Source organism: Shimia sp. R10_1, from assembly GCF_017744095.1.
Taxonomy (GTDB): domain Bacteria; phylum Pseudomonadota; class Alphaproteobacteria; order Rhodobacterales; family Rhodobacteraceae; genus Shimia.
This window is the reverse complement of record NZ_JAGHQX010000001.1, coordinates 493,760-506,802: the sequence shown is the minus strand read 5'-3', so window position 1 is coordinate 506,802 and position 13,043 is coordinate 493,760. Positions and strand designations below refer to the sequence as shown.

The 13,043-nt window shown below is 56.2% G+C and carries 12 protein-coding genes; 3 read left to right on the top strand and 9 right to left on the bottom strand.

What is annotated here, in order from left to right:
- Window positions 1–16: 16 nt before the first annotated feature.
- Window positions 17–2,038 carry a transketolase gene (tkt, locus tag J7413_RS02365; protein WP_209095997.1) on the bottom strand — a complete coding sequence of 674 codons (2,022 nt, stop codon included), beginning with the start codon at window positions 2,036–2,038 and terminating at the stop codon, window positions 17–19.
- Between the two features lie 281 nt (window positions 2,039–2,319).
- Between tkt and J7413_RS02360 the strand changes: the two genes are divergently transcribed.
- Genes J7413_RS02360 through J7413_RS02350 form a run of 3 tightly spaced genes read left to right on the top strand, consistent with a single transcriptional unit; the run spans window position 2,320 to window position 4,075 of the window.
- The gene (locus tag J7413_RS02360) at window positions 2,320–3,063 is read left to right on the top strand and encodes a hypothetical protein (RefSeq protein WP_209095995.1); all 744 of its coding nucleotides are present in this window, start codon (window positions 2,320–2,322) and stop codon (window positions 3,061–3,063) included.
- Window positions 3,063–3,458 (top strand): cell division protein ZapA, encoded by a 396-nt coding sequence (locus J7413_RS02355; protein ID WP_209095993.1) that lies wholly within the window; start codon window positions 3,063–3,065, stop codon window positions 3,456–3,458. The genes J7413_RS02360 and J7413_RS02355 overlap by 1 nt, the downstream gene beginning before the upstream one ends.
- Window positions 3,455–4,075 carry a YiiX/YebB-like N1pC/P60 family cysteine hydrolase gene (locus J7413_RS02350; protein ID WP_209095991.1) on the top strand — a complete coding sequence of 207 codons (621 nt, stop codon included), beginning with the start codon at window positions 3,455–3,457 and terminating at the stop codon, window positions 4,073–4,075. The genes J7413_RS02355 and J7413_RS02350 overlap by 4 nt, the downstream gene beginning before the upstream one ends.
- Window positions 4,076–4,155: 80 nt before the next feature.
- Here J7413_RS02350 and grxD read toward each other — a convergent pair whose 3' ends face one another.
- From grxD to J7413_RS02310, 8 genes are all read right to left on the bottom strand, one after another.
- Complete coding sequence (grxD, locus tag J7413_RS02345; protein ID WP_209095989.1) at window positions 4,156–4,518, bottom strand: Grx4 family monothiol glutaredoxin; 363 nt, start codon at window positions 4,516–4,518, stop codon at window positions 4,156–4,158.
- Window positions 4,519–4,624: 106 nt separating this feature from the next.
- On the bottom strand, window positions 4,625–4,879 hold the full coding sequence (locus J7413_RS02340) for a hypothetical protein (RefSeq protein WP_247743285.1): 255 nt from the start codon (window positions 4,877–4,879) through the stop codon (window positions 4,625–4,627).
- Window positions 4,879–5,115, bottom strand: coding sequence for a BolA/IbaG family iron-sulfur metabolism protein (locus J7413_RS02335; protein WP_209062359.1), 237 nt, complete (start codon window positions 5,113–5,115; stop codon window positions 4,879–4,881). The genes J7413_RS02340 and J7413_RS02335 overlap by 1 nt, the downstream gene beginning before the upstream one ends.
- A 78-nt stretch (window positions 5,116–5,193) precedes the next feature.
- A complete protein-coding gene (locus J7413_RS02330) occupies window positions 5,194–5,649 on the bottom strand; it encodes a hypothetical protein (RefSeq protein WP_209095987.1) in 456 nt (151 codons plus the stop codon).
- A gap of 73 nt (window positions 5,650–5,722) precedes the next feature.
- Window positions 5,723–7,882, bottom strand: coding sequence for a phosphoribosylformylglycinamidine synthase subunit PurL (gene purL, locus J7413_RS02325; RefSeq protein WP_209095985.1), 2,160 nt, complete (start codon window positions 7,880–7,882; stop codon window positions 5,723–5,725).
- A gap of 186 nt (window positions 7,883–8,068) precedes the next feature.
- On the bottom strand, window positions 8,069–9,082 hold the full coding sequence (locus J7413_RS02320; RefSeq protein ID WP_209095983.1) for a BamA/TamA family outer membrane protein: 1,014 nt from the start codon (window positions 9,080–9,082) through the stop codon (window positions 8,069–8,071).
- Window positions 9,083–9,226: 144 nt separating this feature from the next.
- Complete coding sequence (locus J7413_RS02315) at window positions 9,227–11,506, bottom strand: mechanosensitive ion channel family protein (protein ID WP_209095981.1); 2,280 nt, start codon at window positions 11,504–11,506, stop codon at window positions 9,227–9,229.
- A gap of 271 nt (window positions 11,507–11,777) precedes the next feature.
- Window positions 11,778–12,683 (bottom strand): LysR family transcriptional regulator, encoded by a 906-nt coding sequence (locus tag J7413_RS02310; RefSeq protein ID WP_209095979.1) that lies wholly within the window; start codon window positions 12,681–12,683, stop codon window positions 11,778–11,780.
- Window positions 12,684–13,043: the final 360 nt, after the last annotated feature.

The following is a 13,043-nucleotide window of genomic DNA, read 5'->3' as shown; positions in this document are numbered from 1 at the left end:
TTGGATCGAGCTGCTATTACAGCAGCGCTTTGGCTTTTTCCGCCACATTGGCTGCGGTGATGCCGAATTTCTCAAACAGCTCGCCCGCCGGGGCGGAGGCACCGAAGCTCGACATGCCGACGAAGTCGGATTTGCCTGCGCGGGCGCGTTCACCCAGCAGCCACTGATCCCAGCCACCTGCGCGCACGGCGGCCTCGACACCTACACGCACGGCTGCACCGGCTGGCAGAACCTTGCGGCGGTAGGCTTCGTCCTGCTGCGCGAAGAGCTCCATGCAGGGCATGGAGACCACGCGGGTGCCGATGCCGTCCGCTTCCAGAAGCGCCTTGGCTTCCATCGCGGTGGAGACTTCAGAGCCAGTGGCGATCAGGATCACCTGACGTTTGCCCTCGGCCTCGGCGAGCACATAAGCGCCTTTCTCGGTCAGGTTTGCCAGTTTGTGCTCGGTGCGCACGGTTGGCAGGTTCTGACGGGTCAGGGCCATGACGGAAGGGGTCTCTTTGCTGGTCAGCGCGATTTCCCAGGCCTCTGCGGTTTCCACGGAGTCCGCTGGACGGAACACATAGGTGTTCGGGGTCGCGCGGCAGATTGCGAGGTGTTCGACCGGCTGGTGGGTTGGGCCATCTTCGCCCACACCGATGGAATCGTGGGTCATCACGAACACGGTAGGGATTTTGCTCAGAGCGGCCAGACGCATGGAAGGGCGCGCATAGTCGGTGAAGCAGAAGAAGGTGCCGCCGTAGGGGCGGATGCCGCCGTGCAGCGCCATGCCGTTCATCGCGGCGGCCATGCCGTGCTCACGGATGCCCCAGTAGACATAGCGACCCTTGCGGTTGTCGGTGTCAAACACGCCCAGATCGCCGGTCTTGGTGTTGTTGGAACCGGTCAGGTCAGCAGAGCCGCCCACGGTTTCCGGCATGATCGGGTTGATCGCTGCCAGCGCCATTTCGGAAGATTTCCGGGTGGCGACGGACGGCTGATCTTCAGAGATCTGCTTTTTCAGTGCCTTAACGGTTGCGGAGAGCTTTTTCGGGGCTTCCAGAGCGTAGGCGCGGTTGAAACGGTCCTGCTTCTGCTTGGAGGCTTCGGCAAAGCGGCCTTCCCATGCGGCGCGCTCTTCTGCACCGCGTGCGCCGATGGCTTCCCACTGGGATTTGATGTCGGCAGGGACTTCAAAGGCACCACCGGTCCAGCCGTAGACTTCTTTGGCGGCGGCAAGCTGCTCTGCGTCAGTCAGGGCGCCGTGGCCTTTGGAGGTGTCCTGTGCCGCGTGGCCGATTGCGATGTGTGTTTTGCACGCAATCATGGACGGTTTCTTGGTTTTCTTGGCAGCTTCAATCGCGGCGTCGATCGCTTCTGGATCATGGCCGTCGATCTCCAGCACATGCCAGCCGGAGGCTTTGAAGCGTTTGACCTGATCGGTGCGGTCAGAAAGCTCAACAGTGCCATCGATGGTGATGTTGTTGTTGTCCCAGAGCACGATCAGATGGCCGAGGCTGTGGCGCCCCGCAAGGCCGATGGCTTCTTGGGAGATGCCTTCCATCAGGCAGCCGTCGCCTGCGATCACATAGGTGTAGTGATCCACCAGCTTGCGGCCATATTGCGCGCGCTGAATCTCTTCGGCCATGGCAAAGCCCACGGCGTTGGAGATGCCCTGACCAAGCGGGCCTGTGGTGGTTTCCACGGCGTCGATCAGGAAGTTTTCCGGGTGGCCCGCGGTGAGCGCACCCATCTGGCGGAAGTTCTTAACCTGCTCCAGCGTGACCTGCTTGTCACCCATGAGATAGAGCAGCGAATAGATCAGCATGGAGCCGTGGCCAGCAGACAGGATGAAACGGTCGCGGTCCGGCCAGTTTGGCGCGGCAACGTCAAACTTCATGTGCTTTTCAAACAGCACAGTTGCCACATCCGCCATGCCCATGGGCATGCCAGAGTGACCGGAGTTTGCAGCGGCAACCGCATCCAGTGTCAGAGCACGAATTGCGGAGGCTTTCATCCAATGTTCAGGGTTCTTTTCACGCAGGGCGGCGATGTCCACGTCTTGCGCTCCTCTGGGTTGGGGTTTTGGTTGCTGGGTCAATAGCAGGATTATGGCCAATAGCAACATTGGTGGCGGCTGAATCGCCACTTTTTAAGGGCTATTTGTGTGCTTGGTTCGCTGAACGCACAACCTAGGATTTCGATGCGATGGGGGGCGCATTTTGCCTGTCCATTGGATAAGATCGCGACATAATGCGCTTGGCGGCGATTCGTGGCCACGTTAACTGTGCGAGCGCGACAAACGGGTCAACAAGAACCGGATCAGAAAGGACGAGGCAAATGAGTGACATCAGCGAACTAGAGAGCAGGCTGAGTGCTGCGCTGGAGCGGATTGGACGCGGCGTTGATGCGATGCAGGCCGTGGTTGCTGAGCCTGACACAGGCGAAGACATTCAAGCCTTGAGACGTGCCCTTGAAAATGAGGCGTTGGTCACCGCGCAAATGGAAGAGCGCGTACGTGCGTTAACAGCAAGCAAGTCTGATTTGGAAGCTGAACTCGCGGCAGAGAAAGACGCACGCTCAGCTGCCGAAGAAACCATCAAGGCTGCGGAGAGCGCAAAAGAAGAAGCTGCACAGGCTTTGCTCGCGGCAGAAGCGCGTGCGGAGGCAGCAGAGACAGCCGCCGCCGCAGCTGCAGATGCCGCGGCGACACAGGCGTCATCTGAAAACGAGAGTGCTGCGTCTGGTGGTAATACCGAGACAGATGCCAATCGTGCCCTGCTTGATGAGTTGGCGAAACGCCTGCGGCGTTTGCGTCAGATGGCCCGGCGGGAACGGACCACCAACCAGGTGCTGCGCGATCAGGTTGAAAAGGGCGAAATGGTGGATCCATCAGCCGTCAATGACGCCTTGAAGGCCGATCTTGCAACGCTCACGGCATTGCGCGAAGCGGAGATGACTGAAACGGCATTGATCCTCGCCGAGCTGCGCCCATTGGTGCAAGGGGTCACCGCACAGGATGCTCCGCAAGCTGCGAGCGATGAGGTGGCTCCGGCCATGGCAGATGAGACAGGAGAAGCTTGATGCCTGAGGTACAGATCGAAATTGGCGGACGCGTTTTTGAAGTTGCTTGCCAAGATGGAGAGCAACATTTCTTGCGTGCAGCTGCGCAGATGCTGGACGAACAAGCCAAAGCTCTGATTGCACAGGCCGGGCGTATCCCTGAGCCCCGGATGTTGCTGATGGCTGGCTTGATGCTGGCAGATAAAACGGCTGGCCTTGAAGATCAGCTGCGCAATGCTGAGGCAAAGTTGGCAGCATGCGATGAAGAGATCTCAGCGCTCAAGAATGCACCGGCCCCTGCACCGGAGCGTATCGAAGTGCCTGTCATTCCTGACTCTGTTACACAAACATTGGCAGAAATGACGGCACGTGCAGAAGCACTGGCTGATCTCGTCGAAGAGAAAGCTGCTGGGTGACTAAGCCATCCGTGCCGCAACTGGCCCCGGGTGATTTGATTTTTGCCGCCTTGGGTGAGGAAGACAATCTGATTTCTGCGGTGGTGGAAGGCCACCGTGGAGCACGGATCAATCATGTTGGCATCGTTGTTTTCCAGAATGGGGCGCTCTCCGTTTTAGAAGCGATTGATCCGGCAGTCAGACTAACTTCATTACAAGAATACGCTGAGCGCAGCCATTGCGCCGAAGCGCGGCCCCGTTTGATGTTTGCGCGTCTGAGCGCAGCTTATCGCCCGTTGATCCCGGCCGCTCTGACTTTTGGGCTGTCTCGACTGGGGGTGCCTTATGATCCTTATTACAGCAGCAGCCCCGAGTCGCTTTATTGCAGCGAGCTGATCCTTGAGATGTTTCGCCATGCCAACAATGGGGTGGCAGTGTTCCCCAACACGCCATTGAGTTTTCGCGATGTACAGAGTGGTGCTTTGCTGGAAGATTGGGTGGCGCATTATGCCGAGGTTGGGCGAGAGGTGCCGGAAGGTGCTGCGGGCTCACATCCTGCCGGATTGAGCCGTGATGCGCGCTTGGAAGTTTATCACGTAGAAGGCAGAATTCCGGGCTACGTCAGCGACGCGCGCTGAGCAGGCCCGCCGCAATGTGTCTTTAACAAAAAAGCCCCGCCGATTTGGTGGGGCTTTTCAAACAAGAAATCTGCCGGATCTTATGCGTTGGCTTCGCGGATTTTGTCTGCGGCGTCTTTGTCGTAGCTCACACCGTTGTCGTCAAACATGGTGTCCAGCTCGCCAGACAGGGTCATTTCGGTGATGATGTCGCATCCGCCTACGAACTCGCCTTTGACATAGAGCTGTGGAATGGTCGGCCAGTCGGAATAATCCTTGATACCCTGACGCACCTCTTCGTCGGCGAGCACATTTACATCAGCGTAATCCACACCCATGTAGTTCAGAACGCCAGCCACGCGGGAAGAGAAGCCACACTGAGGCATGTCTTTGGTGCCTTTCATGAAGAGCACCACATCGCTGGCTTTCACGGTTTCGTCAATACGGTCTTTAACGTCGGTCATTTTCATTTCCTTTTGGCGTTGGCCACGTTCCTGTTGGCTTACATATAGGTCAGCCGATTGCGAGATGCCAATGGGTAGCTTGTGTTTCGCCGGGTGCAAGGCAGGGCTATTTGGAGGCGTCGCTGTCTGTCGTGTCTTCTGGGACAAACAGGCGGGCGTATTCCTGTGGGTCTTTGGGGACTTTCCACGTGCGCACGTTGCCACCACCAACCCCGGATTGATAGTCTGAGCGTAGGTGGTGATAGTCTGGATCGTCTCGATCCTGTTCAAGTGGGCTGCGATTTCGGCTATACCATGCGACGAGCGCCCCCATGGCGCAAACCGCAAAGAGCAGCCCACCGGCCAGCCCACTGAGCGGCATTACTCAGGTGCCTTTGTGGTCAGCGCCAGCGCGTGCAACTCGCCGGATGGTCCGTCCATCTTGCCCTTGAGGGCGGCATAGACGGCACGCTGTTGTTGCACGCGGTTCTTACCGCGGAAGCTTTCGTCAACCACCATGGCGGACATATGCACACCGTCCGAGCCGCCGACTTGGATTTCGGCATCTGGAAAGGTCTCGCGCAGCAGTTCCTCAATTTGGTGAGCTGTCATTGGCATGGAGGCGTTCCTTTGTCTTGTTCAGAAAAAATGTAGGGCTTGGCCGAATGCTCTGCAAGTCGGTTTCGGCGGGAGCTTTTAAACAAACGGTGCGAGCGATTGCAGAAAGGCGGGAACATCGGCGAGGGCGTCCTGCACCTCTGGCTCCTCAAAGTCGTAGATGGATCTCGGATCCTCAGGGCAAAGTGCGGCAACAAGGGCTTCGCGCTGTGCAGAAACGCTTGCAGGGACAGGGATCTGGGCGGCCTGCTGCAGAAGCAGGAGCGCTTCGTGAATGGGGCGCATGACGCGCAGCGCATAAGTCATATGGCCAAGAAGGTCGGGATCTTCGCGCCAGTGCTCCCCGTCAAACAGCTCCTGCGTGACACGCTGGCCAGCCCCTGCGCAGGAATAGGCGACGCAACCGCCAAAGCCGCGCGGGATCAGATCGGCGTGGATCGTGCAGTTGAAACAGCTTTCGGAGAGATTGGGGCATGGATCGTCTGCGCGTTTGATGAGGGCGAAATCTTCATTCGCATCAAAGGGGTAAGCCACGCAGCAAAGCGCTGCGCAGCTTGCACAGTCATCCGTGAGGGGCGGAAGCGTGGGGCGCCCGCCCTCCATGAGATCAGGCAACGGCGGCAGCGAAGCTGTTGCGGAAGGTGTCGGACAGCTCTGCCAGTGTGGCTTCTGAGCCGCCGAATTTCACGGTGTCGCCGCCAAATTTGCCAACGGTGGTGATGGTGATGCCAGCCTTGGAGGCATTGATCATCAGCGCTTCGGCCTGATCGAAGTTGCAGGCCACCAGATAGCGGGCCTGATCTTCGCCAAAGAGGGTTGGGGTGTCGTCCACATCCAGTTGAACACCGACGCCTGCACCTTCGGCCAGTTCAAAGGCGGCCAGCGCGAGGCCGCCGTCCGCGAGGTCTGTGCAAGCTTTGATCCAGTCACGGTTTTCGCGGATGAATTCACCGTTCTTACGCTCAGCTGCCAGATCCACATGTGGGGCGTCGCCATCTTCGCGGTTGAAGACTTCGGCAAGCAGGGCGGATTGGCCGAGGTGACCAGTGGTGTCCCCGATCAGAAGCGCCACGTGACCGTCGCGCACTTCGCCAAGGATCGGCTCTTCGTTTGCAGCGATGAGGCCAACCGCACCGATGGTGGGTGTTGGCAGGATCGCGGAGCCGTCGGTCTCGTTATAAAGGCTGACGTTGCCGGACACGATGGGCATATCGAGTGCTGCCACAGCCTCGCCGATACCTTTGATGGCGCCCACAAACTGGCCCATGATCTCTGGCTTTTCGGGGTTGCCGAAGTTCAGATTGTCTGTTGTTGCCAGAGGCTTGGCGCCCACAGCTGAGAGGTTGCGGAAGGCTTCGGCCACCGCCTGTTTGCCACCCTCAACCGGGTTGGCTTTCACGTAGCGTGGGGTCACGTCAGAGGTGAAGGCCAGTTTCTTGTCGGTGCCATGCACGCGGATCACGCCGGAGCCCGTGCCGGGGCGCTGCGCGGTGTCGCCCATGACGGTGGTGTCATATTGCTCATAGACCCACTGTTTACCCGCGTAGTTTGGCGAGCTGATCAGCGCCTTGAGGCCGTCGATGCCGTCGATCTGCGGCACCTCGGCCAGCTCTTCTGCTGCCGGGGTTTCCACCCATGGGCGGTCATATTCCGGCGCCCGGCCAGAGAGTGGAGACAGCGGCAGGTCGGCTTTGACTTCGCCGTTGTGCAGGATCAAGAAGCGGTCTTCTGCGATGGTTTCGCCAACGATGGCAAAGTCGAGATCCCATTTCTCAAACACGGCGCGTGCCTCAGACTCAAGCTCTGGCTTGAGCACCATGAGCATGCGTTCCTGAGACTCAGACAGCATCATTTCATAGGCTGTCATGTTGTCTTCGCGCTGTGGCACATCTTCGAGGTTGAGCTTCACGCCAAGCTGGCCTTTGTCGCCCATTTCCACGGCGGAGCAGGTGAGGCCTGCGGCGCCCATGTCCTGAATGGAGATCACGGCGCCGGTCTGCATCAGCTCCAGCGTGGCTTCCATCAGGCGTTTTTCGGTGAAGGGGTCGCCAACCTGAACGGTGGGGCGCTTTTCTTCGATGGTGTCGTCAAATTCTGCAGACGCCATAGTTGCGCCACCCACACCATCACGGCCGGTTTTTGCGCCCAAGTATACAACAGGCATGCCGACGCCGGAGGCTGCGGAATAAAAAATGCCGTCGGTCTTGGCGAGACCGGCGGCGAACGCATTCACAAGACAGTTGCCGTTATAGGCCGGGTGGAAGCGCACTTCGCCGCCCACAGTTGGCACGCCGAAACAGTTGCCGTAGCCGCCGACGCCTTCGACCACGCCGTTGACCAGCTGTTTGGTCTTGTGATGGCCGGTTTCGCCAAAGGAGAGAGAGTTCATCGCTGCGATGGGGCGGGCGCCCATGGTGAAGACGTCACGCAGAATGCCACCCACGCCGGTTGCTGCGCCCTGATAGGGCTCGATGTAGGAGGGGTGGTTGTGGCTTTCCATTTTGAAAACAACTGCGTCGCCGTCGCCGATGTCGACGATGCCCGCGTTTTCGCCGGGGCCGCAGATGACCTGAGGGCCATCGGTGGGCAGGGTGCGCAGCCATTTCTTGGAGGATTTGTAAGAGCAGTGTTCGTTCCACATCGCCGAGAAGATGCCCAGCTCGGTGAACGTGGGTTCGCGACCAATGATCTCTAGGATCAGCTCGTATTCGTCAGGTTTCAGTCCATGGGCTTCGATGAGATCGGTGGTGATGGCCGGTTCCTGCATGTGGCGAGGGTCCCCAAGTTGATAGCGTTTGAGGGGCTTTTAGGGCAGGAGAGGCCAAAGGGGAAGCCAAAAGCGTTTGGTCTGCTTGCCGGTGTGGCTTTGCTGTAGAGAGCGTCGCCAAACTGGCGGACATGCATCTTCAGTTTCGGCTGGAAACCGGTTCAATACGGATGACACAAACGGGACTCAGAACCGTTGCCCAACATAAATGTATAAGAGATCTTCGTTTCGATCATTGAGGGATACATCTGCAGAAATCACCGCGTTGAACTTTTCTGAGAGTTGGTAGCGCACCCCCAAACCACCTGCGTATTTGAGATCTTGTTCTCCCAAGGCGGTGAACGAGGATGCGGCATTCCCTGCGCCTATGAAACCGACCACGCCAAACCGGTTTGTCACGTCCTGTCGGTATTCAACCTGTGCAGATAGAAGTGCGTTGTTCAGAAACTCAGCGGGGCTGTAGCCTCGAAAATTGTCTGTGCCGCCAAGAGAACACTTGCTGAAAAAGGGGGCTGAGTCTGAAACAGAACACCCGACAACATGCGCCGCGAGCGTTCCTCGCTCGCTTATAGAATGATGATAGGTGAACGCAACGGACCCTTTGAAGTAATCTCGGTCTTCAGCGCTCACAACATTGCCATAAATTAGGTCTGCCTCAAGTAGGTGACCATCTCGGGCGGACAATGTGTCATTTCTTGTGTCCCATTTCGCAATTAGTCTGAGGGTTGCCAAATCCAGTTCTGCCTCTGGCAGAGGGGGGCCACCTGAGGCACTGCCATATCCCAACGTGGTTTCAAGATAGCGTAATCCACCCCCGACACGTAAATCTGGATTGAGACCATAGAGAAGTTCACCGTCTATAAGTTTCCCGGTTTGGCGCACAGGTACCGGGATCTGACCAACAAACAGATCATAAAGTACATCTGCCTCTGCCGCGGAAACGCTGACTTGCCAACGGTTGTCGGCAAGCGCGACACTGCCACCAATTCCAAAAGCGTTCGACCCGTTGTCACTGCGCATGGCTGCGAGACCAAAGATGGATGTGTCGCTGTTCGCGTCAGTCTGAAACAAGTACCCGGCCCCGAGCACAAGACCTGTCCCTATCAGGACGTTCTTAAAGGGGATCGGAGCGACAACGACAGATCCTTCGCGAAAGCCGTAGACCTCTTCTTTTGCGGCTGAATCCAATGAGCTGGACATCGGGTTCTGTTCAATCGGATCTGCATACACGGAGAGGGCATGACTGCAGTAAAGGCATGCCAGAACAGTTGCCTTAGAAAAGGCGGCAAGCGTTTTAAACGCTTGCCGCCAGAATGTGTGTTGTATGGGGTGGACCATTTGCGATCAATCCGGCCCTTTGGCGGCAGGGGTTTCGCCTTCTTGCTGCTGTTGTTGCGCTGCAGCTGCTGCTGCGGCGGCAACGGCTGCCTGGTCTTGTTTTGGCAGTTCCGAAACATTGTCCGGCAATGCGACCCGAACTTCGCGACGCGCAAAATCGATGCCATTGGCTTTGAACTCAGCTTTCACGCGGTTGTAGATCTCTTTTCGGATCATGAACTGCTTCCCAGGTTTCGCCATGAACTTGCCGCGGATAATCATGCCTACATCATCGAAGTCAAACACGCCCTGCGACTTGAAGGGCTGCAGGAAATCGTCTTTGTAGAGCTCTTCCTGAAGCATTTCAGCACCGATCTTTTTGAAGATCTTTTTGATCCGATTTGGGTCGGCATCAAACGGCACAGTGAATTTGAGCTTCATGATCACCCAGTCACGTGAATAGTTGGTCAGTTTTGGGATCTCGCCATAGGGAATGGTATGCACCGGACCCCGGTGGTGACGCAGTTGCATAGACCGGATTGAGATCTTTTCGACGGCGCCCATAGTGCCGTCGATTTCAACGTAGTCTCCAACACGGAATGCGTCATCAACCAGGAAGAAGACACCGGAAACAACATCCGTCACCAGCTTTTGCGCGCCAAAACCGATGGCAAGGCCAGCGATACCAGCACCTGCAAGCAATGGGGTGATATCCACGCCAAGGTTGCCGATGGAAAGCAAACCAAAGATCACGATGATTGTACCCTGTGCTGTCACAAGAAGAAGCGGCAAAACCGTGGACAGTCGCGAACCGCCGCCGCCGCCCATTTCGTTGTCTGCATCTTCCTGAGACATGCCCAAAGCAGTCATCTCAGCTGCCAAGCGTCGGTTGATGTAAAGGCTTACACCTTCATACACCACATAGCCGACGATTGCCGTCATGGCGAAACTGAAGAGGTTGTCGCCAATCCCCTCTCGGTTTTGCAAAAGATCAAGCAAAGATACATTCCAGGTGCGCGCGATCAAGGCCAGCACCGCCCCAACCGCAATCACACGGCCAATGCGCACATAGCTGCGTTTGGTGGAGATATAAGCGTCTTCGGCAACTTTGCCTTCACCCTGCATTGGCGGCACAAGATGACGTACCAAGCCACGGATCCCGGTGTCGATCACTGGCGCGATCAGCAGCCAGAACATGGTTGCGTAATGCGCTCCTGCGAGCAGTAGCTGGACTTTACCCAGGCCAATCATTGTGGAGACAAGCACCCAGGTACATCCGGCAACAGCCAACGCAAAATATGGATAGGCTTTGCCCAGTGCTTCATCAAAGTCAGTGCGATTGGGGTCATCGCCGCGCATCATGTCGCTGAAACCCTCGCGCGCGGTCCATACGACATAGCCGACGTAGACGTAGACCATCGTATCAATCCAGAAACCAATGCGCGTCTCACCCGCTGGAATGCCGTTCAGCACATTGAAGTCAACGACGAAGATCGTTGCGCCCCCCAGTACGACGATGCCAATCAGGTGGCGGTGGATGAAACCTGCCCAACGATCGCTGACATTCACCAAACGCAAGTCAGGTCGGTTGGGCGCCATCAAGAAACGAGAAAACGCAGCGGCAATACGTGGCATCCAGATCATGTAACCGATGAAGGGCGCCACAAACGTCACTTGCTGTGCATCAAGAATGTTGCGTCCAACGATGCGGATTGTGATGTAGAAAATCACCAAGCCGAAGATTTCGCGAAGAAAACGCTTGAACAAGAACACAATCGACTCTCGGAGAGAGGCGTGCCCTTGGTTGGCTTCGGGATTACGGATCTTTATCAGCCAAGTGCGAACAATGTATTCGACACCTAAGCCAATCGCCAAGACCAACGCTGTGAGGCCGATGAGCGTAAGGACGCCGCCTAGGCCACCATGATTGGTGCCAAAGTTTTGAAAGGCTTCAAACTGTGAGGGGAAAAGCCCCGGAGTTTTTCGGACCGCATCCAAGACCGGTTGAGAAAAAGCGTTCCAAAGGAGTGTTGCTTGCTCAATTAGGGTGCGTGGGGCCTCTTCGCTGGTCGTGGCGGCCGCGACAGCGTCCAGGCGATCCAGAAGGACAGCACGGACTTCGTCGTCAGACATGCGCGCGACCATCGCATTTATCGCTTCTGGGGACATCTCATCGAGCGAGACGTCCGCATTGTCGGTTGCAGTCGAGGTCGTTGTCGTCGTTGGCAGCATCTGAGCGTCTGCAACGGAAAGGGACATGACACTGATGAGCAGCGCCATAAAAAGCCCCGAAACAATCTGTTTCATAGAATTCTCTGTGGTCATAAACGTCAGTGCTAAAAAGGCCCGTTTTCCCGCTAAAGGTCAAGGAGGGAAAGACCATACGCGCAAGCTATATGGTATTTTGGCAAAAAAAAGGGCCGAGCAATAAGCTCGGCCTTAGTCCAACAGGGAGGTGAAGATGATGTGCATCTAAGCAATCATCGTCTTCGATTGATCAATTAGTAGTCAGTTTGAAAACCTTCAAGACTTTTTGCATCACCAGTCTGTCATGGCTGCCATGCGTCATTTGCATGTCTTATTGATTTTCCTTGTCGCGCAGCTGCTTACGATGAGAAATGATCTCTTCTTGCACAAAATCGCGAAACGCAGCGATGCGTTTTGATTGTCGCAATTCTTCTGGGTAGGCGAGGTATACGGGCACTTCGCTGGACTCAACGTCCTCAAATACTCTGACAAGGTCTGGGAAGTCTTGTTTCAGGTAGTTTGGCAAAACGCCAATCCCCAGATCATTTCGGACAGCTTGCAGCACGCCGTAGTAGTTGTTGACATAGAGCATTTTGGTGACGTCATTTGCCAAAAGGCTCGTAACAAAGCTTGCCCCAGCGCCCACCTGTTCTGAGTTTACGTTTTGACAAATCAAACGGTGCTTTGCGAGATCACTGATCGACGCTGGTTCGCCATGCTGGTCAAGGTACTTGCGTGACGCGTAGAGCCGCATGCGCACGCTCATTAGGCGTTTGCGGATCAGATCCGCTTGGCTCGGCTCTTTCATGCGGATCGCGACATCCGCTTCACGCATTGGCAGATCCAATACACGCTCCTCTAGCATCAAGTCGATGTTCAAATCTGGGTACTTCTCATAGAGCTTTGTGAGGCGCGGTGCGAGCCAGAGAGTACCAAAACCGATCGCGGTAGTGACTCGCAGTTCGCCAAAAACCTCTTCTTCGCTGTCACGAATGCGCGCGGCTGCGGCGTCTAACCGTTTGTTCATCGCCGCTGTGGCGTCGAAAAGCAGTTCGCCTTGCTCTGTCAAAATCAAACCGCGGGCATGTCGGTGGAACAATGTCGTGTTAAGAGACTCTTCAAGTGCCCTGATTTGACGCGACACGGCGGATTGCGAAAGATGAAGCACATCACCCGCATGGGTCAAGCTGCCAGCATCGGCAACTGCGTGAAAAATCCTAAGTTTGTCCCAATCCATGACGGCTCCATTTTGTTGTTTTGTGTCATGTGGTTGTTTGTCAGTCAAAGATTTTGTGGGCTTGAACCAACGCTGAGATCGTCGCCTTACGCTCTATAAGATGCAATGAAAAGCGAAGTTTTGACTAACTTTCATAACCTTGGAGCACTTTACTGCGCCATATGGGAACGTGGCGTTGGCGATGGTGGCACTTGGGACGTTTTAGCCGTCCTGTCGGTGCCAATTGCGCTAGAGGGTATCTTCAATTCAAAAAGATCTGTGGTCGGAGAGGCGAATTAAGTTTTCTTTGATCCAGATTGCTTGCTTTGCGTACTATCTTCCATAGGGAAAGGAAAAGAACGCTTGTTCAAAAAAATGTTT